We start from the raw sequence: 24,219 nt of genomic DNA on the forward strand, positions 1-24,219 counted from the left end.
TTGTTTGCAATTGGGTCAGAGATTGAGCCAGAGGATTGCGAGCGTGGCGTGATGCGAAGGCATAAACCACTGTTACGGTTTGTCGACGATATTTACACTTTGCCCGCCGGCGTTCGGCTGCTGACCCGTAAAGTTTTGTAAAAAAAAGAAAAGCTGGCACGGGCGCGAAAAGTGCTTTGAGAACCCGGCAGGGGAGTCTGCGTATATTTCATCCGAAAAAATGCAGGGAAAATAACAATGACAATGCGAACACACATCGGGCTTGCCGGAATCGCCGTGGCGGCGATCGTGCCTTCCGTGGCCAATGCGCTGATGCTGACCGATCTGGAAAGCCTCGGCAGCTACGCCGGTCTGGCCACCGTCACGATCAGCCGGCAGGGGCCCACCGCGCAGGCGACGCAGTCGGGCACGGCCAGCGCGAGCGGGAATACGACGTTTGCGATGGGCTGGACGGACGGCGGCGCTACTCACGCCTATCCGCTCGCGGTGGTCTCCGGGGTGCCATTCTTTGCAGTCGATTTCGGGACGATGCTTGCGGGGAGTGCGCCGTCGAGCCTCGGAGTGCACGTCTTCAACCTCGGGCTCGCTCCGGCCGAGGTGGATCCCGGCGACCTGGACTTCACCGGGCCGTCGATCGGCGACATCGCGAGCGCCCTCGTACTCGCGCAGGAGGCTGAAGATCGCACGAGTTGGGTGGAGAGCGTGACCCAGGGAATCTTCCAGGCAACTTATCACCTGTTCCTGTTCGAGGCGGACGCTTTGCCGGAGGAACTCACGCAAGTGGAGCAGAACGCGGTACCGGAGCCGGGCGTGCTGGCCCTGCTCGGCATCGGGCTCGCCGGCCTCGCGGCGCGTGGCCGCAGAAGAAGGTCCTGAGCGGGTCACACCGCCTGAAGCACTTTCACGCGTCGCAACCCCCGGACCCTCTCCGGGGGTTGCGACGCGTCCGATTCACGGCGCCGGCAATGTTGCCGGCTCGCCGCTTTGAGCCGTCTGCGCGGGGCGCGCCGCCTGGTGCAGGGACGGCAGCAGGATCGGCGCCATCGATTTCAGGATCTGCACCGGCAGCCCCGACGTGAAGCGGTACGCGGCGGCGTCCGGACCCATGACATAGGCGGTCAGCGTGCCGAAATGCCGCGGGCCGAGATGGAACACGAACGTCGCGGTGCGGTTGAGCGCGATCCCGCCGCGCCCGCGCGACGTGACGATGCGGTTGTCGCCGGTGCCGGTCTTGCCACCGACTGCGAGCGGCGAACCGTCCGGCAGCGCGAACGCGCCTGCGAGGCGTCGCGCCGTGCCGCCTTCGACGACTTCCGACAGCGCGCTTCGGAGTGCCGCTGCGACTTCCGGCGCCATCACGCGTTCGCCTTCGCTGCGAGGCAGCGCGAGGATCGTTTCATACGGGGTTCCGGCGGCAAAGTGGAGCCGCTCGACGCGTGCGGTATGGTGACGCACCCCGTCATTGACGATGATTCCCATCAGCTCGGCGAGCGCGGCCGGGCGGTCGCCGGCGCTGCCCAGGGCGGTCGCCAAGGACGGCACGAGGTGATTGAACGGGTAGCCGAGGAGCGCCCAGCGACGGTGGATCTCGAGGAAGGCCTCGACTTCGAGGATCGTGTAGATGCGCTGGTCCTGCGCGCTTTTCGCCCGGGTGCGAAACAGCCAGCGGTACACGGCCTGGCGTTCTTCGCTGCTCGCTTCGACAGCGTCGCCGTAGCTCGCTTCGGGATGCGCCATCCGGTAGCTGGCGAGCCACAACTCGAGCGGGTGCACGCGGGCGATGTAGCCCTGGTCGGGCAGGTCGAAAGTGCCCGGGGCATAACGCCGGTAAAGGTTCGCGAGGTGTGCGTCGCCGAGTTCGGAACTGGGCAGGCGGCCGCGCATGAACGTGGCAAAGCGCTCGGCATCCGCGTCGGGGTTCAGATAGCGGAATACCGCGGCGAGACGGTCGGCGGTGGGGCGCAGCCCGTCGAGCAGCGTGGCCTGAATCTCGTTCGCGTTCTGGCCCTGGTATTTGCGCCAGAAGCGGCGCAGGAATACCTGGCCCTCGCGGTCGGCGAAACGCGACAGATACTGGCTGCGGCGCGGGTCGCTGTCGTCTTCGAGCAGCTTGGCAGTGCTGCCGGGCACCTGGTACATGGTGTGGCGAACGATATCGCGCATCAGGCGCACGAAAGGCAGGTTGATCGATGCCTGCAGCGCTTCGCGCAACGTCACCGTGCGGCCGTTGTCTTCGGGGCGGAAGTTGTTGAAAGTGTGCAGCCCGCCGCCGGTGAAAAACGATTCGCCGGGGCTGGCCGAATAGCGGCGTTCGAGAGCGGCCTGCAGCATCGTCGGCAGGTCGCGGTTCCCGGCCTCGATCAGATAGTCGAGCGCCCAGCGCGTGAGCCTGTCATGCCGGTCGACGGTGGCCTCGCGCAACACCTGCACCGGCTGGTCGGCGTAGCGCTGGTGCAGTTCGGCAACCAGTTCGAGATAGGTCGCGAGCACGCGCAGCTTGGCTGTCGAGCCCAGTTCGAGCTTGCTGCCCTCGTTGATGTCGAGCGGCTGGTCGGTGGTGTCCGTCTGCACTCGCACGCGGTTGCCGTCGGCGGTGCGCTCGAACAGCGTGAAGCTGTAGTTCACTGTCGGCACCTGGCCGGGCGTGAGCAGGCGCTCGCCGATCAGGCCGGTCTGGCGCGCGAAGTCGACGTCGCGCAGCCGCTCGAGGTAGTCGCTGACTTCCTGCTGGAGCTTCTGGTCGAGGGTTGCGGAAGCCTTGAGGTCGATCCGGTCGAGGTCGTAGAGCGAGACATCGAGCATCCCGGCAAGACGCGTACGGATCAGCGTCGCGCCCTTGTCCGCTTCGACCGGCGCGCGCGCCCGGGCGCGGTACGGATCACGGAATGCGAGACGCGCGGCAAGCGCAGCGTCGCGCAGCCCGGGGCCGATGACGCGCGCCTCGGCGAGGATGCGCAGGTGGGCGTCGGTGAGTCGCGCGAGGTCGTCGCGGCCGAGTCCGAGGTAGTGTGACGGGCGGCGGTGGGCGATCATCAGCGCGAGCACCTGGCGCAGCGCGAGCCCTTGTTCATCGAGGAGCGCACCTTCGGCCTCGGCCGCGGCGAGTAACCGGTTGGTGTGCGCGAAATCGGCGCCGAACCAGACCCACAGCCCGTCACCGAGTCCATGGACTTCGCCGTACAGCGGCGCGGCGGACAGCGGCACGGTGTTCAGGTAGTGAAGCACGAGCTCGCGTCGCACCGGGAGGGTTTCGCGCCCTTCACGGTAAGCACGCACCGTCGCCGATATCATCTGGCGCAGCTTTTCCTGCGGGGAATGCGTGATGCCGTCGGGCGAGTGACGGTATTTCTCGATCTGCGTCGCAAGCGTGCTGCCGCCCGGAGTGTTCAGGTCGTCATCGACGACTTTCATCAGCTGTGCCAGGGCGGCCTGGCCAAAGCGCATCCAGTCTATGGCCGGGTTCAGGTAGGGACGTGCCGGGTCGAGCAGGTTGCGGTTCTCGATGAAAAGCAGGCTTTGCACGACGCGCGGCGGGATCTGCTCGAACGCGGGATAGCTGCGCACCGGGTATGAGGAGCGGTAGACGGATTCGCCGTAGGCGCCTTCGATCTCGAGGCCGGCGCGGGTCTTCTCGCGATACGGCGGGAAATGGCCACGCTCGACGAAATCCACGAGCTGCGGCGAGAACTGCGCCTGGCTCACGATCGTCATGCCGCGCGCCTGCAGCCGCTCGATGAAGCGGGGCAGTTTCGCGTAGCCAAGGCGAAGGTCGAACGGGCCGTGCGCCGGAAAGCGGACTGAGTCGCTCGGCCCGGCTTCGACGTGGTACCGGAGGTTCTCGACGTAGCGCGAGACTTCGCGCGCCTGGAACCAGGAGCTGCGCATTTCGAAGACCAGGAATGCGGCTGACGCGATCAGCGCCAGGAAGAGGAGGACGAGAAACAGGCGCGTGATGATTTTCAGCCACGGGCGCCCGGGCATTTTCTTCGAAATCGTTTCGGACACGTTTCCGCCCGATTGTTGTAATGCATGCATTATCGGGCAGTTCTACGGCAGCCCGCACCGCAGTGGGTCGAAACAACACTCGGGTGCCAAAAGCCGTGATCGGGCGCCCGCGCGGCCGGCCGATCGCCGCACTGCATCCTACATGCGGATCCCCGAGCGCCGGATCAGCGCCGCCAGCTCGCCGACGATGCCGCGGCGGAACGCGAGCACGCAGATCACGAAGATCACACCGGTCAGCACGCTGACCCACTGGCCGAGCTCGGCGCCGTAGTTCTGCAGGCTGACGACAACCGTCGCCCCGACGACCGGGCCGAACACGGTGCCCATGCCGCCGAGCAGGGTCATCAGCACGATCTCGCCCGACATGTGCCAATGCACATCGGTCAGCGAGGCGAGCTGGAACACCAGCGTCTTGGTCGCGCCGGCCAGGCCGGAGAGTGCCGCGGACAGCACGAAGGCGAGCAGCTTGTAGCGGTCGACGTCGTAGCCGAGCGAGATCGCGCGCGGCTCGTTCTCGCGGATCGCCTTCAGCACCTGGCCGAACGGCGAGTGGATCGCGCGGTCGATGAGCCAGAACCCGCCGAGGAACACCGCCAGCACGAAGTAATACATGTTCATCGTCTGCGACAGATCGACGAGCCCGAACAGGTACCCGCGCGGCACGCCCTGCAGGCCGTCCTCGCCCCCGGTGAAGGGAAACTGCAGCGCGAGGAAATACATCAGCTGCGCGAGCGCGAGCGTCACCATCGCGAAATAGATGCCGGAGCGGCGGATCGCCAGGCTGCCGAAGACGAAGCCGAGCGCCGCGGCCGTGGCAGTCCCGGCGAGCAGGCCCAGTTCCGGCGACAGGCCCAGCTCCTTGATCGCGTAGCCGCAGGTGTAGCCCGCCCAGCCGAGGAAGGCGGCGTGGCCGAACGACAGCAGGCCGGTGTAGCCGAGCAGCAGGTTGAATGCGCAGGCGAACAGCGAGAAGCACAGGATCTTCATCACCAGCACCGGGTAGACGAGGAACGGCGCGACGAGCCCGAGAACGAGCAGGATGATCCAGCCGATGTGTTTGCCTTTCATTGCGCCGATCCTGGTCTGGATGATGGAGTGACGGGGGACGACAACGGGCCGCGCGGCCTAATGCTCGCGTCCGAACAGGCCGGCTGGCCGCAGCAGCAGCACGATTCCCATGATCACGAAGATCACCACCGCGGAGGCTTCCGGATAGAACACGCGCGTCAGTCCTTCGATGAGGCCGAGGCCGAGGCCGGTGACGATCGAGCCCATGATCGAGCCCATGCCGCCGATGACGACGACGGCGAACACGACGATGATGAGGTTCGAGCCCATCACCGGGTTCACCTGGAACACTGGCGCTGCGAGCACGCCGGCAAACGCGGCGAGCGCGACGCCGAAGCCGTAGGTCAGCGTGATCATCAGCGGCACGTTGATGCCGAAGGCCTGCAGCAGCTGGGGGTTCTCGGTGCCGGCACGCAGGTACGAGCCGAGCTTCGTGCGCTCGATGATGTACCAGCTGCCGAAGCACACGACGAGCGACACCGCGATGACCCACGCGCGGTATTTCGGCAGGAACATGAAGCCGAGGTTGAAGCCGCCCGAAAGCAGTTCGGGCACCGGGTAGCTTTCGCCCGAAATGCCGAAGCGATAGCGGAAGAGGCCTTCGATGATCAGCGCGAGGCCGAAAGTCAGCAGCAGCCCATACAGGTGATCGAGCCGGTACAGGTGCTTGAGCATCGTGCGCTCGATGATCATGCCGAAAATGCCGACGACCACCGGCACCGCGACCAGCGCGACCCAGTAGTTGATGCCGAGATAGGTCAGCCCGATCCACGCGACGAACGCGCCCATCATGTACAGCGCGCCGTGCGAGAAGTTGATGATGTTGAGCAGACCGAAAATGATCGCCAGCCCGAGGCTCAGGATCGCGTAGAACGAGCCGTTGATGAACCCGATCAGCAGCTGCCCCATCAGGGCCTGGATCGGAATGCCGAAAATGTCCATAGCGGGCGGCCTGGTTGCGGCCCCGGTCATCGGGCCTGGCGAGGCGCGTGTGCGCGCCGCAGGCTGGACGCCGGAAGCCGGGTCGGAAGACTATTTCTTCATCAGCGGGCAGGCGCTTTCGGCGGGCGGGATGAACGCCTCCGCGCCCGGAATGACCTGACGAATGTGGTAGTAGTCCCACGGATACTTCGACTCCGACGGTTTTTTCACCTGCGCCAGGTACATGTCATGGACCATGCGACCGTCGGCCCGGAGCTGGCCGTTTTTCGCGAAGAAGTCATTGACGGGGGTCGCGCGCATCTTCGCCATCACCGCTTTCGCCTCGTCGGTGCCTGCGCTCTTGACCGCCTTCAGGTAGTGATAGACGGCTGAATAGTCGCCCGCCTGCACCATCGTCGGCATGCGCTTCATCTTGTCGAAATAGCGCTTCGACCAGGCGCGCGTCTCGTCGTCACGGTCCCAGTAGAAGCCGGTCGTCAGGTACATCCCGCCGGTCGCGTCGAGCCCGAGGCTATGCACGTCCGATATGAACATCAGCAGTCCGGCGAGCGACTGCTTCGGCGTGATGCCGAACTCGCGCGCCTGCTTGATCGAATTGATCGTGTCGTTGCCGGCGTTGGCCAGGCCGATGACCTGCGCGCCGGAGGCCTGCGCGCTGAGCAGGAAGGACGAGAAATCGCTGCCGGGGAAGGGGTGACGCACGCTGCCGAGCACCTTGCCGCCGCTTTTCTTCACGACGTCGGCGGTGTTCTTCTCGAGGGAGTGGCCGAACGCGTAGTCGGCGGTGATGAAGTACCAGCTCTTGCCGCCCTGCTGCACGACTGCCTTCGCAGTGCCGACCGGCAGCGAATAGGTGTCGTACGCCCAGTGCACGGTCGTGTCGTTGCACTGCTCGTTGGTGATCGGCGTCGAGCCCGCGCCGGTCACGAGCGAAATGCGGTTCTTTTCGTTCGCGACCTTCATCACGGCGAGCGCGGTCGAAGTCGTGACGAGGTCGACGATCGCATCGACCTGCGCGGTGTCGATCCACTCGCGCGCCTTGTTCGCCGAGATGTCCGCCTTGTTCTGGTGGTCGGCGGAAATCATCTCGATCTTGAAGTCCGGTTTCTCGTTCGCGATGAAGTCCTCGATCGCCATCCTCGTCGCCTCGACTGCGCCCGGGCCGGCCAGGTCGGAATACGTGCCGGACATGTCGGTCAGCACGCCGAGCTTGACGACGCCGTCGCTGATCGTCGCCGACTGCGCGAGCACCGGTTGCGCGGCCAGCGCTGCCGCTGCGATCGCTGGTGCCAGAGTCCTGAGTTTCATTTTTCTCCTCCTTGTTGGTCCACCGTGCTCATACGCCCAGCAGTTTTTGCAGCCGCTGCATCTTCGAATCGAGTTCATCCTTCGTCACCGTCTCGACGATGCGGCCGTGCTCGATGACGTAATGCCGGTCGGCGAGCGGCGCGGCGAAGCGGAAGTTCTGCTCGACCATGATGATCGTGAATCCTTTCGCCTTGAGGCTCGTGATGACGCGGCCGAGCGTCTGCACGATCACCGGCGCGAGGCCTTCGGTGATCTCGTCGAGCAGCAGCAACTGCGCGCCGGTGCGCAGGATGCGCGCCATCGCCAGCATCTGCTGTTCGCCGCCGGAGAGCCGGCTGCCCGGGCTGTGCCGGCGCTCGCGCAGGTTCGGGAACATCTCGTATATCTCGTCGAGCGACATGCCGCGGCTGTTCACCGCGGGCGGCAGCAGCAGGTTCTCCTCGGCGGACAGGCTCGCGTAGATGCCGCGCTCCTCGGGGCAATAGCCGACGCCGAGGTGGGCGATGCGGTGGGTCGGCAGGTCGATGACCTGGCGGCCGTTGATCATGATCGAGCCGGTGCGCCGGCCGGTGAGCCCGAGGATGGCTTTCAGCGTCGTCGTGCGCCCGGCGCCGTTGCGCCCGAGCAGCGTCACGAGTTCGCCGCGGTTCACGCTGAAATCGATGCCGTGCAGGATGTGCGATTCGCCGTAGAACGCATGCAGGTCGCGGATCCGCAGTATTTCGACGGGGGGGTTGGTGCGGGGCCTGGCCTCAGGCATGTTCGGTACCCATGTAGGCTTCGAGCACGCGCGGGTCCCGCGACACCTGCTCGTACGGCCCTTCGGCGAGCACCGAGCCCCGTTGCAGCACCGTGATCGTGTCGCAGATGTGCGAGACGACGCTGAGGTTGTGTTCGACCATCAGCACCGTGCGGTTTGCCGACACACGCTTGATGGCGTTTGCGACGCGGCCGACATCCTCGTGGCCCATGCCCTGCGTCGGTTCGTCGAGCAGCATCATCTCGGGTTCGAGCGCGAGCGTGGTCGCGATTTCCAGCGCACGCTTGCGCCCGTAAGGCAGCTCGACAGTGGTCGCGTCGGCGAACGACTGCAGGTCGACCGTTTCGAGCAGTTCCATTGCGCGCCCGTTCAGGACGTCGAGACTTTTCTCCGAGCGCCAGAAATGGAAAGTCGTGCCGAGCTTGCGCTGCAGTGCGACGCGCACGTTGTCGCGGACGCTCAGGTGCGGGAACACTGCCGAGATCTGGAACGACCGCACGATCCCGCGCCGTGCGATCTGCGCCGATTTCTCGTGCGTGATGTCCTGCCCGTTGTAGTGGATCGTGCCGCGCGTCGGCGTGAGGAATTTCGTCAGGAGGTTGAAGACAGTCGTCTTGCCTGCTCCGTTCGGCCCGATCAGCGCGTGGATCGAGCCGCGTCGCACCTTGAGATTGACCTTGTCGACAGCGACGAAACCCTTGAACTCCTTCGTCAGGTCTCGTGTTTCGAGAATGAAGTCCGTGCTCATCGCGTCTGACAGATCCTGCCTCACTCGTGGGAAGCTGAACTGTGCCGGCGAGCCCGCGCCGACGCCAAACCGCCTCATCGCAGGCAGGGCGCAAAGTCCTGCCGGCGATGAATCCTGATGCTCAACGTATATGGGAATTCAATTTCAGGGCGGGACTAAGCTAACACCCGGGTAGGGGGGCGTCAACGTGACGAGGATAGGGGTGAACCCGCATCGTCGCGCGGAAAAACTCCATGCCAGCAAAATGCGCCGGACAGCTGTCCCGGCCCGGCCCGCGGAAAGGATTCCCGGCCCGGTTTCTCCGCCAGCTGCGGTCAGTCGATCGCCAGGGCTGATTTGGCCTGCTCGCGCAGCACGAATTTCTGGATCTTGCCGGTCGAGGTCTTCGGCAGCACGCAGAACTCGATATGCTTGGGCACCTTGTAGCGGGCGAGGTGCTCGCGGCAGTGGGCGATGATGTCGTCGACGGTGACCGCTGTGCCGTCCTTGACCTCGATGTACGCCGCCGGCACTTCGCCCCACTTCTCGTCGGGCTTCGCGACGACCGCGGCCGTCATCACTGCCGGGTGGCGGTACAGCGCTTCCTCGACTTCGAGGGACGAGATGTTCTCGCCGCCCGAGATGATGACGTCCTTGGAGCGGTCCTTGATCTTGACGTAGCCGTCCGGGTGCATCACCGCGAGGTCGCCGGTGTGGAACCAGCCTCCGGCGAAAGCTTCGTCGCTCGCCTTCTCGTTCTTCAGGTAGCCTTTCATGACGAGGTTGCCGCGGAACATGATCTCGCCCATCGTCTCGCCGTCGGCCGGCACCGGCACCATCGTTTCCGGGTCGAGCACCGCGATCGCTTCCTGCATGTGGTAACGCACGCCCTGGCGGCCGTTGCGCTCGGCGCGGCGGTCGATCGGCAACTCGTCCCACGACGGATGCTTCGCGCATACCGAGGCCGGGCCATAGGTCTCGGTCAGCCCATAGACGTGAGTGATGTCGAAGCCGATGCGCTCCATGCCTTCGATGATCGCGGCCGGTGGCGCAGCGCCGGCGATCAGCGCCGAGACCTTGTGCGTGATGCCGTCGCGCATGCCTTCGGGCGCGTTGATCAGCATGCCATGCACGATCGGTGCGCCGCAGAAATGGCTCACCTTGTGCGTGCGGATCAGCTCGTAGATCAGCGCGACATCGATCTTGCGCAGGCACACGTTGATGCCGGCGTTGGCGGCCATCGTCCACGGGAAGCACCAGCCGTTGCAGTGGAACATCGGCAGCGTCCACAGATACACCGCGTGCTGCGGCATGCCCCAGCTGATGATGTTCGATGCCGCGTTGAGGTACGCGCCGCGGTGGTGATAGACGACGCCCTTCGGGTTGCCGGTGGTGCCGGACGTGTAGTTCAGCGCGATCGCATCCCATTCGTCGGGCGGCAGGCTCCACGCGAACTCGGGGTCACCGGCGGCGAGGAATTCTTCGTACTCGATCGCGCCGAGCCGGTCGCTGCCCGGGTATTCGTCGTCGAGGGCATCGATGACGAGCGGCTTCGGCCCGTCGAGCCGCTCCAGCGCCGGTCCGACGAGCGACGCGAACTCGGGGTCGGTGATCAGCACTTTCGCTTCGCCGTGCGCGAGCATGAAGGCGATGGCTTCCGGGTCGAGGCGGGTGTTCAGGGTGTTGAGCACCGCGCCGATCATCGGCACGCCGAAGTGCGCTTCGAACATCGCCGGGACGTTCGGCAGCATCACCGCGACCGTATCGCCGCAGCCGACGCCGTGCTGCACCAGCGCGCTCGCGAGACGGCGGCAGCGCGCATAGGTTTCCTGCCAGGTGAAGCGACAGGCGCCGTGGATCACCGCGGTGCGCTGCGGGTACACCTGGGCCGTGCGTTCGATGAAGCTCAGCGGCGACAGCGGGACGTAGTTCGCGGTGTTCTTTGCCAGACCTTGGGCATACGGGCTATTCGACAATTCTTCCTCCTGGGCGATTGTTCCGACGGGCCCACGCGAGCGGCGAACGTGAGCGTGCACAATCAAGGATCGCAACAAACCTTGTCGCAAATTGCGCCCAAATGTACTCAATCTTGTCGTCGCTCCGGCGGCGCCGGGACGGGCGCTAGAATCGGGCGGAACTGGTATGAAGCGCCGCGCAGCACTCGCGGCGCGCGACGGGAAAAAGTATGGACATGGACGACAGGCCTTCGGCGCAGCCCGGGGACCGGACCGCCGAGAACCGGCGCCTGCGCGACATCATGGATGCAATTCCGGCGCATATCGCCTATTTCGACGACAGCTGGACGTATCGCTACGCGAACAAGGCATATGCGGCATGGTTCGGACGGGAAAGCGGCCAGGTCGTCGGGCGCCGGATCGTGGACGTCGTGCCCGCGGAGGTTTTCGACGCCGTGCGCGAGCCGCTCGGCCGCGCGCTGGAAGGCGAGCGGGTCATTTACGAATACACGATGAGCGACGCGGCAGGGCGCACGTTATACGCGCGCAGCACGCTGGTGCCCGACATCGGCGCCGCCGGCGAAGTGCTCGGCTGCTACGTGCACGCAGTCGACGTCACCGAGCAGCGCCGAACGCAGCATGTGCTTGCGCAAGCGCAGAAAATGGAGGCGATCGGCCAGCTGAGCGGCGGACTCGCGCACGACTTCAACAACATGCTGACCGTCGTCATGGGCAATCTCGCGGGCCTGCGCGAAGCGCGCCCGGACGACGGGGCGCTCCAGGAATTCGTCGCCCCGGCGATGCAGGCCGCGCAGGGCGGCGCGCAGTTGATCGAGCGGCTGCTGACGTTCTCGCGCCAGCAGCCGCTCGCGCCGCGCCCGGTCGAAGTCAACGAGCTGATTCTGGGCATGGCGAAGCTGATCCGGCGCTCGCTGCCCGAAACCATCGCGCTGCACACGGCGAGCCGCAATGCCGAACTGGTCGCGATGACCGACGCGCACCAGCTCGAGAGCGCGCTGCTCAACCTTGCCCTCAACGCACGCGACGCGATGCCCGAAGGCGGGGAGCTGCGCATCGAGTCCGCAGTCGAGACGCTCGATGCAGCCGCTGCCGCGGAGTTGGATATTCCGCCGGGCGACTACGTGCAGGTGACGGTCCGCGATACCGGTACCGGGATGGATGCGACCACCGTCGCGCACGTGTTCGAACCTTTCTTCACGACGAAACGCTTCGGCATGGGCAGCGGGCTGGGCCTGCCGATGGTATATGGCTTCGCGCGTCAGTCGGGCGGAGCGGTACGCATCCGCAGCCGTCAGGCCTGCGGCACCGCAGTCGCGCTGTTGCTGCCGCGCACCGTCGCGAGTCCTGCCGCAGCCGGGGAAGCGGGCACTGCGGCGCCCGCGACGCCTCTTTCGGGGCAGCTGGTGCTGCTCGTCGAGGACGACCCGGAGGTGCGTACCGTCGTGCGCAAGCAGCTCGCCGCGCTCGGCTGTTCGGTGCTGGAAGCTGAAAACGGCCAGGAAGCAGCCGACATCGTCGAGAACGTGGCGGCGATCTCGCTCGTGCTGTCGGACGTCGTGATGCCCGGCGGGCTCGACGGGTGCGGGCTGACGCGCTTCATTCGCCGCTTTCGGCCCGGCCTGCCGGTGATCCTGATGAGCGGCTACGTCGACAGGGCCGATGCGGTCACCAGGGATCTCGGCGTCCCGCTGCTCGCGAAGCCTTTCAGCAAGGAGAGACTGTCGGCTATGCTGGACGCAATCTGTCGCTGACCGAATTGCGGAGTCCGTGCCGTGCCGAACAAGCCGAAGGAAACGATCCATGTCGTCGAGGACGACCCTGCGGTCGCCCGGCTGATGGCCCAGACGCTCGAGAAATTCGGCTTCGAGGCGCAATTTTTCGCGACCGGCGCGGATTTCCTGCGGCGGCTCGATTCCGACCCTCCGCGGCTGTGCGTTCTCGATCTCGGCCTGCCCGACATGGACGGCCTCGACATCCTTAGTCATGTCCGCGCCCGCCACGGCTTCGGCCTGCTGATCGTCACCGGCCGCGGCGACATCCATGACCGCGTGACGGGGCTGGAACTGGGGGCCGACGACTACATGGTCAAGCCGTTCGAGCCGCGCGAATTCATCGCCCGGGTGCGCAGCATCCTGCGGCGCTATCGCGAACCGGCTGCCGGCAGTGCGGCGGCGAATGGCGTGCGCATCGCGGAATTCGCCGGCTGGCGCTTCGAGCCCGGCAACAACGCCCTCACTTCTCCCGGCGGCGAAACCGAGACGCTGAGCATGGCCGAAGCCCAACTGCTGGGGGCGTTGCTCCAGCGTCCCAACCAGATCCTCACCCGCGAGCAGCTCCTCGGCGGGCGCGACGTCGCGGCGCTCGACCGCAGCATCGACCTGCGCATCTCGCGGCTGCGCAAGCGACTCGAAGAAAACCCGCTTCACCCCAGGCTGATCAAGACCGTGTACGGCGCAGGCTACCTGTTTTCGTCGAGCGTGGACTGGCTGTAAAGACCGCCGCGGGTCTCCCGGCCCGGGTCGCGTTTCCCGCCCGTGGCAGCGGTGTAACGACATGTACGCGCCGGAACCTGGCTCTTTGCGTTCCGTCGAATTCGGACTGATCCCAGCAAGGAGCTCGCGATGGACACCGAACCGGCTCGACCCGAGACTCATCCCGGCGACCAGGCCCCTCCCGGAACTCCCGGAACCGGTGAGAACACTTGTCGCGCCTGCAAGGGAACCGGAGTCGTGGACGGCAAACCCTGCGCCGAGTGTGGCGGCACCGGTGTAGTCATTGAAGGAATCGGGGGAGCATAGACAGGAGGAAGCAGAAATGGCCGAACCTCACACGCGGAAGTCGGACACCGCCGACAATCCCCAGTCCTCCGCAGCGAACCCGCCGAAGCCCGGCACGCAGGGTGACGATGCCCGGAGCGACAAGGAAAAGCAGCGCGAGAATCAGCAGCGCATGGGCGTGACGCCCGAGCACAAGACCGAAGACATGGAGAAGAAGCACCGCGGCACGTTCCCGTGAGCGAAGACGGGGGATAGCGGGCGCCGCACGCATCCGGCATATATGGCAGCGCGCGCGAAGGCGTTGCGCAGTGAGACGGTTGCTGATAGCGATCCTCGTCGGCCCGGCGCTCTGCTTCGCTGCGGCGGACGCCCGCGAGACGGCGTCTGAGATCGTGTCGCACACGAACGTTTTTCGCCAGGAGCAGGGGCTCGCACCGGTCGAGCGTGACGCCGCGCTCGAGCGGGCCGCGCGCGACTTCGTCCGCTTCATGGCGAAGACCGGGCGCTACGGCCACACTGCTGACGGACGTCGGCCCTCGCAGCGAGCGCTGGCCGAAGGCTACGAGTACTGCATCGTCGCCGAGAACATCGGCTACCAGTACCGCTCCGACGGTTTCGGTTCGTCCGCGGAGCTTGCCGAGGCTTTCGTCGAAGGCTGGAAAAATTCGCCCGAGCACCGCAGGAACACGCTCGAGCCGGCGGTCACGCAGACCGGCGTCGGCCTCGCGCAGGGCGCAGACGGGCGCTTTTTTGGCGTGCAGATGTTCGGCCGGCCAAAAAGCGCGTCGATCCGCTTCGAGGTGCAGAACCGCAGCGGGGAACGCGTCGCTTACCGGACCGGCGAGCGCGATTTTTCGCTCCAGCCGCGCGAACTGCGAACGCACCGTGCATGCCGCCCGAGCCGACTCTCGATTGCGCGGCCGGCGGGCGACTCGCCGTTCACCACAGATATCGAGGACGGCAGGCGCTACACCGTGCGTGACGACGGGGTCGCCACGCAACCGGTTTCCGGGAACTGAGCCCGAACGGTGTTTGCTTGACCGGGTTGATAGCCCGCGAGCCGGCGGTGCCATGCGCCGACCGAAGCAATGCCGAAGTCGGTCAGCCGATCCCGGAAAAGTTTTGCCCGAATAATTGCCTTGGCAGTCATTGTCAGCGCATTCATATTGTTGCCTAAGCAATCACTTTTCAGGCGATCGATTCATGGGCGACAGCGCAAACCCCCGTTTCTACGACGGCAACAATTACCAGGTCAACGACAGCATCGGCTTCCTGATGCGCCAGATCGTCAGCATCTTCTCGACGGTGATCGACGACCGCATGGCCGCCCACGGACTCACCGACGCCCAGTGGAAGCCGCTGATCATGATCCAGCAGGGCCAGTGCCGGACGGCAGCCGAGCTGTCGCGCCTGGCCTGTTTCGATGCCGGCGCCATGACCCGGCTGATCGACCGGGTGGAGGCCAAGGGGCTGGTGCGCCGTGTCCGCTCGCAGGAGGACAGGCGGGTGGTCAACCTGGAATTGACGGACGAGGGCGAGCGCGCCACCGAGGTGGTCCCCCACGTCCTCGCCGACGTCCTCAACACCGCGCTGGACGGCTTCAGCGAGAACGAGGCGCGGCAGCTCAAGGCGCTCCTCCGGCGCATGCTCGACAACACCCGCAAACTGCGCGAAAGCGACGCGGCGCAGGCCTGACCTCACACCGCCAAGGAGCCCTCGATGGCCCTCCGCAAGCCCTTGCGTACCCGACTTGCCGTCCTCGCGGCCGCTGTGGCGCTGACCGGCTGCGCCAGCTTCGCCGGCATCGAGCCCGCTTCCAGGCCGCTGGCGCCCGCCGCTCTGGGGACGGCCTCCGACCCCGTCGACTGGCCGGCCGCCGCATGGTGGCAGGGCTTCGCCGACCCGGTCCTGGACGGCCTGATCGCGCAGGCCCTGGCCGGCAACCCCAGCCTCGCGCTCGCCGAATCCCGCCTGGCCAAGGCCCGGGCGCTGGCCGGGGTGGCCGAAAGCGCCCTGGGGCCGCAGCTGAACGCGGACATCGACAGCACGCGGCGCCGCTTCAGCGAACACGCCGACGTTCCGCCGCCGCTCGCCGGCAGCATGCAGACCATCAGCCACGCGCGCCTGAACGGCAGCTGGGAGCTGGACTTCTTCGGCCGCAACCGCGCCGCCCTCGATGCCGCCCTGGGCAGCGCCCGCGCCGCCGAAGCCGACGCCCAGGCGGCGCGGGTGCTGCTCGCGAGCGATGTCGCGCGCGCCTACTTCCGCCTCGCCGCGCTGCTCGAACAGCGCGGGGTCGCGCGGGCGACCCTGACCCAGCGCCGCGCCATCCTGCAACTGGTGGACAGCCGCGTGCAGGCGGGGCTCGATTCCAATGTCGAGGTGCGCCAGGCGGAAGGCGCGCTGCCCGAGATCCGCCGCGACCTGGAAGCCCTCGACGAGCAGATCGGCCTCGCCCGCCACGCCCTGGCGGCCCTCGCCGGCCAGGGGCCGGAGGCGGCCGCCGAGCTTGCCCCGACCCTCGCGACGGTGCGTCCGCAGGCGCTGCCCGCGACCTTGCCGGCCGACCTGGTCGGCCGCCGTGCCGATCTCGCCGCCGCGCGCTGGCGCGTGGAAGCGGCGACGCGCGGCATCGACGCTGCCAAGGCCGCCTTCTATCCCAACATCAACCTGGTCGCCCTCGCCGGCTTTTCCAGCATCGGCCTCGGCAACTGGCTCAAGAGCGGCAGCCGCGAACTGGGGCTGGGCGCCGCCGTCCACCTGCCCATCTTCGACGCCGGGCGGCTGCGCGCCGGCCTGCGCGGCACCACGGCGGACGCCGATGCAGCCGTGGACAGCTACAACGCCACCCTGCTCCAGGCGGTGCGCGAAGTCGCCGACCAGATCACCTCGCAGCAAGCCGTCGAACGCCAGGCGCGGGAGCAGCAGGCCGCTCTGGCGGCGGCGGAAAGCGCGCTCGACCTCGCGCTGCAGCGCTACCGCGCCGGGATCGGCGGCTATCTGACCGTCCTCAGCGCCGAAACCAACGTCCTGACCCAGCGGCGGACCGCCATCGACCTCAAGGCCCGCGGCATCGACACCCGCCTGCAACTGATCCGCGCCCTCGGCGGCGGCTACACGGCCGATTCGACGCCGGCCGCCGCCTGATCTGCACAAGAGAGGAAACTCCATGGACAAGCAAGACCACACCCCGGCCCCCGCACAAACGTCGAATCCGGCCCGCAAGCGCGCGCTTCTCGGCCTCACGGCCCTGTTCTCCGTGATCGGCCTGGCCTACGGCGGCTACTGGTACGGGGTGGAGCGCTTCCGCGTTGAAACCGACAACGCCTACGTCCAGGGCAACGTCGTCCAGATCACGCCGCAGGTCGCCGGCACGGTGCTGGCCATCAACGCCGACGACACCGACTACGTCGAGGCCGGCCAGTCGCTGGTCCGCCTCGACCCCGCCGACGCGCAGGTCGCCCTCGATCAGGCCGAGGCGCAGCTCGCCCAGACGGTGCGCGAAGTGCGCACGACCTACGCCAACAACAGCACGCTGACGGCCAACATCGCGATGCGCCAGGCCGAGCTCGCCCGCGTTCAGGCCGACGTCGCCCGCGCCGAGGACGATGTCGCCCGCCGCCGGCCGTTGGTGGCCACCGGCGCCGTCGGCAAGGAGGAGCTGCAGCACGCCGTCACCGCGCTGGCCAACGCCCGGGCCGCCGGTGCCGCCGCCACCGCGGCGCTGGCCGCGGCCCGGGAGCAGCTCACCAGCAACCAGTCGCTGACCGAAGGCACCACCGTCGAGAACCACCCCAACGTCCAGAAGGCCGCCGCCCGCGTGCGCGAAGCCTACCTCGCGCTCAAGCGCAGCGACCTCCCGGCGCCGGTGACCGGCTATGTCGCCAAGCGCAGCGCCCAGGTCGGCCAGCGGGTGCAGGCCGGGGCGCCGCTGATGGCCATCATTCCCCTCGAGCAGGTGTGGGTCGACGCCAATTTCAAGGAGTCCCAGCTCCAGGACATGCGCATCGGCCAGCCGGTGCGCCTGGCGGCCGACATGTACGGCAAGAAAGTGGAATACCACGGCACGGTCGCCGGCCTCGGCGCCGGCACCGGCGCCGTCTTCTCGCTGCTGCCGGCGCAGAACGCCACCGGCAACTGGATCAAGGTGGTGCAGCGGGTGCCGGTGCGGGTCGCCCTCGACGCCCGGGAACTGACTGAACACCCCCTGCGCGTCGGCCTGTCGATGACGGCCACGGTCGATGTCCACGACCAGAGCGGCAAGGCGCTCGCCGATGCGCCGCGCCACCGTCCGGTGGCCCAGACGCCCGTGTACGGCGGCCTGGAAGCGGACGCGGACGCCGCCGTGTCGGCCATCGTCGCCACCCACCTCGGCCGGAAGGCGGCCCCCGTCGCCCGGCCCGCCGCACAGGCGCCGGCATCGGATGCCGCCGTGGCGAAGAAGCCGCTGCACGTGGCCGCGGCCCGCTAGGCGACGGGAGCCGCGCCATGGCCTCCGCCCCCCCTTCACCGGCAGCCTTGCCGCCGCTCGCCGGACGGCCCCTCGTCCTCGGCACGGTGGCCCTGTCGCTGGCCACCTTCATGAACGTCCTCGACTCGTCCATCGCCAACGTGTCGATCCCCGCGATCGCCGGCGATTTCGGGGTCAGTCCCAACCAGGGGACGTGGGTCATCACCAGCTTCGCCGTGGCCAACGCCATTGCCGTGCCGCTCACCGGCTGGCTGACCCAGCGCTTCGGCACCGTGCGGCTGTTCGTCACGAGCGTGCTGCTCTTCGTCCTCACCTCGTGGCTGTGCGGCGCCGCGCCCAATCTCGAATCGCTGATCGCCTTGCGGGTGCTGCAGGGCCTCGTCGCCGGGCCGATGATTCCGCTGTCGCAGACGCTGCTGCTGCAGAGCTACCCGACGGCCAAGGCCGGCATGGCGCTGGCGATGTGGTCGATGACCACGCTGGTGGCGCCGGTGATGGGGCCGCTGCTGGGCGGCTGGATCACCGACAACATGAGCTGGCCGTGGATCTTCTACATCAACGTGCCGATCGGCGTGGCCGCGGCGGCGGTGACCTGGGGCATCTACCGCGAGCGCAACTCGCCGACCCGCAAGCTGCCCATCGACCGCATCGGCCTCGCCCTGCTGGTGCTGTGGGTCGGTGCGCTGCAGGTCATGCTCGACAAGGGCAAGGAGCTCGACTGGTTCGCCTCCGGGCAGATCGTCGCACTTGCAGTGGCGGCGGCGGTCGGGTTCGCCTTCTTCCTCGCGTGGGAATTGACCGAGAAGCACCCCATCGTGGACCTCTCGCTGTTCCGCCGCCGCAATTTCTGGACCGGCACCTTGGCGATGTCGCTCGGCTACGGCGCCTTTTTCGGCAACGTCGTGCTGCTGCCGCTGTGGCTGCAGCAGTACCTCGGCTACACCGCCACGCTGGCGGGCTTCGTGCTGGCGCCCGTCGGCCTGCTCGCGATCCTGCTTTTGCCGGTCGTCGGCAAGCAGGTGGGCCACCGGGACCCGCGCCAGCTCGCCACCCTCGCTTACCTGGTGTTCGCGCTGGTGCTGTGGATGCGCTCCGAATTCAACACCCAGGCCGACATGGCGACGCTCATGCTACCCACCCTCATCCAGGGCGCGGCCATGGCGTTCTTCTTCATCCCGCTGGTGTCCCTGACGCTCTCCGATCTCTCGCCGGACCGCGTACCGGCCGCCTCGGGCCTGTCCAATTTCGCCCGCATCACCGCCGGCGCCTTCGGCACCTCGATCGCCACCACGCTGTGGGAGGACCGCGCCGCGCTGCATCACGCCCAGCTCACCGAAGCCGTCACCGCCGGCAGCAACGCCACGGCCCAGGCGCTGGACGGCCTCGCGGCGAGCGGCTTCAGCACGCAGCAGGCGCTCGCGCAGGTGAATCGCCTCGTGGACCAGCAAGCGTTCATGCTCGGCGCCGACGACGTCTTCCGTGCCTCGGCGATACTCTTCCTGCTGCTCATCGGAGTGGTCTGGCTGGCACGGCCCGCCCGGAGTGGAGCGGCCGCCGGATGAGCGGTTCGTCGAGGCGTGCGCGGTGCTGAACCGGATCGTGCGCCTCGCGTAAGGTCGCGAGCGCGCAGTCTTGGTGAAGGGCCGCAGTGTGCTAAGGTGTTACCTGGTATCACACCTGAGAACGCGCCATGCCGACCACCGCTGCCAAGACGGTATCCGTAAAGCTCGACGACGAGATGCGGGACCGCATCAAGCATCTTGCCGAGACTCGTCATCGCACCACGCATTGGGTGATGCGGGAGGCGATCCAGCAGTACGTCGAGCGCGAGGAAAAGCGCGAGGCATTCCGGCAGGCGACCCTGGCAGCCTGGGAGGAATATCAGGAAACAGGCGTATCCGTAGCCGCGGACGAGGTCACCGCTTGGCTCGAAACCTGGGGTGAAAGCAACGAGCAAGCCGCGCCCAAATGCCGCAAGTGAGATTCGCGCCTGCGGCGCTGCGCGACCTGGAGCGGCTGCGCGACTTCCTGCGTCCGAAGAATCCCGCGGCCGCAAAGCGGGCTGCTGCGGCAATCATCAAGGCAGTTCAGGTTCTCGGACAACAACCGCACATCGGCCGCCCGGTGGCCGATCTGCCCGAGGAATTCCGGGAGTGGCCGATCGAATTCGGCGACAGCGGGTATGTGGCGAGGTATCGCTACGACGCGAACGAAGACGTGATCATCTTGGGGATTCGTCACCAGAAAGAGGCGGGTGAGTAGTGGATTTGTCGCGCCGTTTTCTCAAAGTGCGTCCGACGTTACACGTGTCGCGGCAATTCTTGTAACGGCCGGAACGGCCGTCTATACCACGCACAAGATCTGAGGGCGACAGCGGCCAGCGAACAACTGGCCGAACATCAATTCCAGCAATCCAACCGGTGGTAACAGGCCGGCCACCGGTTGGCAGCCTCAATGAAGGCACGGGGTTTGGCTTCGTACAGAAGCCGCGATTGCGTCGCGGACTTCCCGGATCTCGGGATCAGCAGCAGTATCGGCGGATCAACGGGCTCGCACCGTCACGCCGGACGAAACCGGCGGAGGCGTTCTCAGGACGCCGTTACCTGGATTGGCATTGATGTTGAGTTGCGTGGAATGATGCGTGAGTAGGGAACTGCTTTCCACTGCCGGTACCGTGCGGTCTTCGCCTGAAAGCGGGCTGCCCGGGGGTGTCAGGATTTCTGTGTGTGAGGCGTGAAGAGACTGTTCCAACGGGGCCGCCTGCAGGCGGCCCCGTTGGAACAGTCGGTAGTCATTTTAACGTGAAAGAACCTACTTCCAGGGCGGCCGACGCCCTGACCCCCGAAGATCATATTTTTGAGAAACGGGTGAATCAGGCTTCGGCGGGAATGAAACCGAAGCGAGTCAGAGCCTTGATCCAGCGAGGAGCGTTGCGTTGAACGGAGAGGGCTTCATAGTCGGTGGCGGAATCCCGATAAGGTTCGCGCCGTTTGAGCATGAAGAAGATGGTGCGCAAGATTTTGTGACCCAAAGCCACGACGGAACGTTTGTGGCCGCGTCGCACGATGAGGGACTGGAACTTCGACTGCAAGACCGACTTGGTACGGCTGGCGGCATGACGAACTCGCAGAGGAGGCGCCGGACATAGAGGTTGCCCTTGCGGAGGCGTCCGGATTTGCGTTTGCCCGCCGACTCGTTGTTGCCCGGGCAGATGCCGACCCAGGAGGCCAGGCGATCGGCGCTGCCGAAGGCCTCCATGTCGGTGCCGATTTCCACCAGCAGCATGGCCGCGCCGATCAGATCGACGCCGGGCAGGGTTTGCAGCAAGGCCAGCGCGTTTCGCTCGTCCTTGAGCCCCTCGAGAAGTCGCGCATCGAAGCGCGCAATGCGCGCTTCGATCTCCTCGACATGGTGCATCAGTTCGTCGAGCACGAAGCGATGGCTGTCGGTCAGTTCCCCCTGCAAGGCATCGAAGATTTCCTCGCGACTGGCCTTGAGTCGCCGACTGGCGAACTGGAGCACCTCGTTCGGCGAGTGCCCTTCGATGATGGCCTTGACCATGGCGCGTGCCGACTGACCATGCAGATCGCTCACCACCACGCCCAGGCGGATGCCGCCGTCGGTCAGCACCTTGTGCAGGCGGTTCTTCTCGGCGGCCAGTTGGCCCACCAGCTTCTGCCGCTGCCGCGAGATCAGGCGCAACTCGCGCAGTCTTGCCGGCGGCACGAACGAGCCGCGCAGCAATCCGGCACGCGAGAGCGTGGCCAGCCATTGGGCATCGCCGACGTCCGTCTTGCGCCCCGGGACATTCTTGACGTGACGGGCATTGACCACCTGCCCGCGAATGCCCACGGCTTCCAGGGCGGCATACGGACTCTTCCAGTAAATGCCCGTGCTCTCCATCACCACTTCGTCCGGCGAGAGGGCCGCCACCCAGTCGGCCAGTGCGCGCCGATCGCGTTTGAACGCACCGAATTGCCGCTGTTCGATACGCGTCGTGCCGTCGGCCTCTTCGAGGATCGCGCAGGCCGTAATTTGCGCCTGATGCACATCCAGTCCGATGACTCGTTTGTGTAGCGCTACCAGTTCCATGCCATCTCCCGTCGAATTACACTCAACAGTGGAAGGGGGCGGGTGCCAGAACTGAAAGTGCCTGAAGGCGACAAGTCGCCGACGGCCTGTTTAACGTGCGCTCTCTATGGAAGCAATCCGGGGTACGAGTCAGTTCGGCGGGTCACGTTAGCTTGCGGGGTCGAGCCGCCAAAAAATTGCGCGATCTCTTCCCGCCTCCTTCCACCCCGAATTCTCTTTCATCATCAGGGGTGGCGGCCATCGCAATCACCGTTAGCCGGAAGCATGCTTACCAGAACAGGCTTTCCAGTTCGTCCGTTTCCCCCAATGGCCGGCGGTGGGCGAGCGCGGCGAGGTCTTCCGCGCCCATGTGTCAGCGGATGGCGACGAAGATGGCGGCGGGCGGCAGGATGGGGATGCCGTGCCACGGGTGCAGACTGGTCAGGTGCGGGTCGCTGGCAACGATGAGTTCGGCTTCGGCGGCTTCGGCGAGGGCGAGAAATTTGTTGTCCTCAGGATCGATGCATTCGCTGACCGTATGCCTGATTTCCACCCGGATCGATCGCTCGTGAAGCCGGCCAGGAAGGCGCGGCGATCGTCGGGCGTGGCGTAGCGGTCGAATTTCGGCCGTGACAGAACCGTTTCCAGCTCGGCGAGGGTGGCTTCCGAGACGCAGACGTCGAAGTGCAGGAGCGCCTTTTCGAGCGTCAGTGCCGGGGTGGAGTCGGGCCGGATGGCGGCGCTGACCAGGACCCCAGTGTCGATGACGACGGGCCTAGCGAAGCTCATGCACGAGGCGGTTTACGTCGTCGTCGCTCAATTCCCCGGCCGTGTTGCCGGCACGTTGCGCAACTTGCTGGCGGTACTGCGCATACCAGCGCGCGGCGTCTTCCCGGCGCTTGCGCAGATCGAGCACTTCCTGCATGTCGTGCTCGGAGACGACGTAGGCGACCACGCGGCCGCGACGGGTGACCTGGACGGGTTCGCGCTGGGAGCGGTCGATCAACTCGCCGAACCGGTTCTGTGCCTCGACTGAGGTGTAGGTGATCATGGAGGACTCCATGAACTGGCTATGTCAGGTGAAACGAGCGTATCACGAAGCCGTCCGTGCCAGCACCCCGATGGTCGGCGCCCAGTCGTCGCCGGGCTTCTTCTTGCGCGTGACCAAGGGGAAATCGTGGCCTGTCCCCAATTCCCCTCCTACAACTTCGTCAGCCCGCAGTGAGCGCAACAGCGATGTCTGGGAACGCACGTAGTACTTTGCCGTCCATGGTCACAAGTTTTGTGTGCAGTCTCATCGCCAGCGCCACGAACTCGCAGTCGTATGCGGAGCATTCACTGCTGCGCACCAATTCCAGGACGCTGCGCGAGTCCACTTCGTACTCGGTCCCGCTGAGCAAGCCCTCGGCCTCGCTCTGGATATCGATCGCTTGATCGAAGCTGAGTGTTCCTCGCCTCAGATAGCCGGCCAGAATGTTTCGAAACTCGCTCCGCCAAAGGATTGGCGCAGCCCAATCCGGACTGCTTTCCAGCAACGCTTCTGCCTCTGACGTGTACTCCCCGGGAAGGTACAAGTACGCCAGAACGTTCGAGTCGACAACGATCATGGACGTCCTTGCCTCTTCAGGGCATCGATGTCGCGCGCTCGAAACGTCGCAGTGATCCCCGCCCGCAACTCGCGTGCTCGGGCAAGCCGCTCACTGGGAGCTATCCTGGTCGGCGTGAGCACCGTTTCAAGGCACACGATCGCCTCACTGTTGAGGCTGCGGCGATGCGCCTCGGCCGCCGCCTTCAGCCGCTCATATACTTGGTCCGGAATGTTCTTCAACGTCAGCGTCGTAGGCATGGCAGTCTCCAACCAGAATGGCACCGTAACGGTTACCGCAGTATATCGGGGCACCACGTGCAGGCCAATCTCGGGAACCGGGTCTTGCAACGCAACATCACCCTTCCCGGATTGTTAAACGCATCGGCAAAGCCCAGTCCCTTCCACTGCGCAGTCAGCAGCCAGCGAGCGTAGGACGGAAAAGCGCAGCGCCTTCCGCCGAATCCCGGCCGGGCACATACGGCGGATAACGCCTTCGGCTCATCCGCCCTACGCAATTCGAGGTGCC

Annotated in this window: 22 protein-coding genes and 2 pseudogenes; 11 read left to right on the plus strand and 13 right to left on the minus strand. The window is 66.2% G+C overall.

Annotated features, from left to right (window positions below; translation table 11 throughout):
- Window positions 1-237: 237 nt before the first annotated feature.
- Entirely contained in the window at window positions 238-876 is a 639-nt protein-coding gene (locus tag EBN1_RS09585) for a PEP-CTERM sorting domain-containing protein (protein ID WP_041646131.1), read from the plus strand.
- Between the two features lie 75 nt (window positions 877-951).
- Here the strand turns inward: EBN1_RS09585 and EBN1_RS09590 are convergent, their stop codons facing one another.
- The 7 genes from EBN1_RS09590 to EBN1_RS09620 all read right to left on the minus strand — a co-directional run bounded on the left by EBN1_RS09590 (window position 952) and on the right by EBN1_RS09620 (window position 10,786).
- Window positions 952-3,981: a transglycosylase domain-containing protein gene (locus EBN1_RS09590; RefSeq protein ID WP_157866712.1), complete on the minus strand. Its 3,030-nt coding sequence runs from the start codon at window positions 3,979-3,981 to the stop codon at window positions 952-954.
- Window positions 3,982-4,143: 162 nt separating this feature from the next.
- Window positions 4,144-5,073, minus strand: a complete 930-nt coding sequence (locus EBN1_RS09595; protein ID WP_011237751.1) for a branched-chain amino acid ABC transporter permease — start codon at window positions 5,071-5,073, stop codon at window positions 4,144-4,146.
- A 57-nt stretch (window positions 5,074-5,130) separates the two neighbouring features.
- Window positions 5,131-6,015 (minus strand): branched-chain amino acid ABC transporter permease, encoded by an 885-nt coding sequence (locus tag EBN1_RS09600; protein WP_041646134.1) that lies wholly within the window; start codon window positions 6,013-6,015, stop codon window positions 5,131-5,133.
- Between the two features lie 90 nt (window positions 6,016-6,105).
- Window positions 6,106-7,323 carry an ABC transporter substrate-binding protein gene (locus EBN1_RS09605; protein ID WP_011237753.1) on the minus strand — a complete coding sequence of 406 codons (1,218 nt, stop codon included), beginning with the start codon at window positions 7,321-7,323 and terminating at the stop codon, window positions 6,106-6,108.
- 28 nt (window positions 7,324-7,351) lie between these two features.
- Complete coding sequence (locus tag EBN1_RS09610; RefSeq protein WP_011237754.1) at window positions 7,352-8,083, minus strand: ABC transporter ATP-binding protein; 732 nt, start codon at window positions 8,081-8,083, stop codon at window positions 7,352-7,354.
- Window positions 8,076-8,831: an ABC transporter ATP-binding protein gene (locus EBN1_RS09615; protein ID WP_011237755.1), complete on the minus strand. Its 756-nt coding sequence runs from the start codon at window positions 8,829-8,831 to the stop codon at window positions 8,076-8,078. Before EBN1_RS09615 ends, EBN1_RS09610 begins: the two co-directional genes overlap by 8 nt.
- A gap of 314 nt (window positions 8,832-9,145) precedes the next feature.
- A complete protein-coding gene (locus EBN1_RS09620; protein ID WP_011237756.1) occupies window positions 9,146-10,786 on the minus strand; it encodes an acyl-CoA synthetase in 1,641 nt (546 codons plus the stop codon).
- Between the two features lie 215 nt (window positions 10,787-11,001).
- Between EBN1_RS09620 and EBN1_RS09625 the strand changes: the two genes are divergently transcribed.
- From EBN1_RS09625 to EBN1_RS09670, 10 genes are all read left to right on the plus strand, one after another.
- Window positions 11,002-12,537 carry a PAS domain-containing sensor histidine kinase gene (locus EBN1_RS09625; protein ID WP_241762840.1) on the plus strand — a complete coding sequence of 512 codons (1,536 nt, stop codon included), beginning with the start codon at window positions 11,002-11,004 and terminating at the stop codon, window positions 12,535-12,537.
- 21 nt (window positions 12,538-12,558) lie between these two features.
- Window positions 12,559-13,278, plus strand: a complete 720-nt coding sequence (locus EBN1_RS09630; RefSeq protein ID WP_011237758.1) for a response regulator transcription factor — start codon at window positions 12,559-12,561, stop codon at window positions 13,276-13,278.
- Between the two features lie 322 nt (window positions 13,279-13,600).
- The gene (locus EBN1_RS09635) at window positions 13,601-13,801 is read left to right on the plus strand and encodes a hypothetical protein (RefSeq protein WP_041646136.1); all 201 of its coding nucleotides are present in this window, start codon (window positions 13,601-13,603) and stop codon (window positions 13,799-13,801) included.
- 70 nt (window positions 13,802-13,871) lie between these two features.
- The gene (locus EBN1_RS09640) at window positions 13,872-14,582 is read left to right on the plus strand and encodes a CAP domain-containing protein (RefSeq protein WP_011237760.1); all 711 of its coding nucleotides are present in this window, start codon (window positions 13,872-13,874) and stop codon (window positions 14,580-14,582) included.
- A gap of 184 nt (window positions 14,583-14,766) precedes the next feature.
- Window positions 14,767-15,258 carry a MarR family winged helix-turn-helix transcriptional regulator gene (locus EBN1_RS09645; RefSeq protein ID WP_011237761.1) on the plus strand — a complete coding sequence of 164 codons (492 nt, stop codon included), beginning with the start codon at window positions 14,767-14,769 and terminating at the stop codon, window positions 15,256-15,258.
- A gap of 24 nt (window positions 15,259-15,282) precedes the next feature.
- Window positions 15,283-16,710 (plus strand): efflux transporter outer membrane subunit, encoded by a 1,428-nt coding sequence (locus tag EBN1_RS09650; protein ID WP_011237762.1) that lies wholly within the window; start codon window positions 15,283-15,285, stop codon window positions 16,708-16,710.
- Window positions 16,711-16,732: 22 nt separating this feature from the next.
- Window positions 16,733-18,034 carry an HlyD/EmrA/EmrK family protein gene (locus EBN1_RS09655; protein WP_011237763.1) on the plus strand — a complete coding sequence of 434 codons (1,302 nt, stop codon included), beginning with the start codon at window positions 16,733-16,735 and terminating at the stop codon, window positions 18,032-18,034.
- A 17-nt stretch (window positions 18,035-18,051) separates the two neighbouring features.
- Window positions 18,052-19,596, plus strand: a complete 1,545-nt coding sequence (locus EBN1_RS09660) for a DHA2 family efflux MFS transporter permease subunit (protein ID WP_011237764.1) — start codon at window positions 18,052-18,054, stop codon at window positions 19,594-19,596.
- 128 nt (window positions 19,597-19,724) lie between these two features.
- A complete protein-coding gene (locus EBN1_RS09665; RefSeq protein WP_041646138.1) occupies window positions 19,725-20,015 on the plus strand; it encodes a CopG family ribbon-helix-helix protein in 291 nt (96 codons plus the stop codon).
- Window positions 20,003-20,296, plus strand: a complete 294-nt coding sequence (locus tag EBN1_RS09670) for a type II toxin-antitoxin system RelE/ParE family toxin (RefSeq protein ID WP_011237766.1) — start codon at window positions 20,003-20,005, stop codon at window positions 20,294-20,296. Before EBN1_RS09665 ends, EBN1_RS09670 begins: the two co-directional genes overlap by 13 nt.
- Before the next feature lie 610 nt (window positions 20,297-20,906).
- Here EBN1_RS09670 and EBN1_RS09675 read toward each other — a convergent pair.
- From EBN1_RS09675 to EBN1_RS09695, 6 genes and pseudogenes are all read right to left on the minus strand, one after another.
- Window positions 20,907-22,126: pseudogene (locus EBN1_RS09675) on the minus strand (IS110 family RNA-guided transposase).
- Between the two features lie 352 nt (window positions 22,127-22,478).
- Window positions 22,479-22,658 carry a hypothetical protein gene (locus tag EBN1_RS09680; protein WP_049780243.1) on the minus strand — a complete coding sequence of 60 codons (180 nt, stop codon included), beginning with the start codon at window positions 22,656-22,658 and terminating at the stop codon, window positions 22,479-22,481.
- 35 nt (window positions 22,659-22,693) lie between these two features.
- Window positions 22,694-22,894, minus strand: a pseudogene (locus tag EBN1_RS22910) (PIN domain-containing protein); the annotation flags it as partial.
- The gene (locus tag EBN1_RS09685) at window positions 22,881-23,156 is read right to left on the minus strand and encodes a type II toxin-antitoxin system Phd/YefM family antitoxin (RefSeq protein WP_041646140.1); all 276 of its coding nucleotides are present in this window, start codon (window positions 23,154-23,156) and stop codon (window positions 22,881-22,883) included. The pseudogene EBN1_RS22910 and the gene EBN1_RS09685, both read right to left, overlap by 14 nt.
- A 160-nt stretch (window positions 23,157-23,316) precedes the next feature.
- Window positions 23,317-23,712 carry a type II toxin-antitoxin system VapC family toxin gene (locus EBN1_RS09690; protein ID WP_011237771.1) on the minus strand — a complete coding sequence of 132 codons (396 nt, stop codon included), beginning with the start codon at window positions 23,710-23,712 and terminating at the stop codon, window positions 23,317-23,319.
- On the minus strand, window positions 23,709-23,951 hold the full coding sequence (locus tag EBN1_RS09695) for a FitA-like ribbon-helix-helix domain-containing protein (RefSeq protein ID WP_041646142.1): 243 nt from the start codon (window positions 23,949-23,951) through the stop codon (window positions 23,709-23,711). Before EBN1_RS09695 ends, EBN1_RS09690 begins: the two co-directional genes overlap by 4 nt.
- Window positions 23,952-24,219: the final 268 nt, after the last annotated feature.

The sequence above is a fragment of the Aromatoleum aromaticum EbN1 genome, from assembly GCF_000025965.1.
GTDB lineage: Bacteria > Pseudomonadota > Gammaproteobacteria > Burkholderiales > Rhodocyclaceae > Aromatoleum > Aromatoleum aromaticum.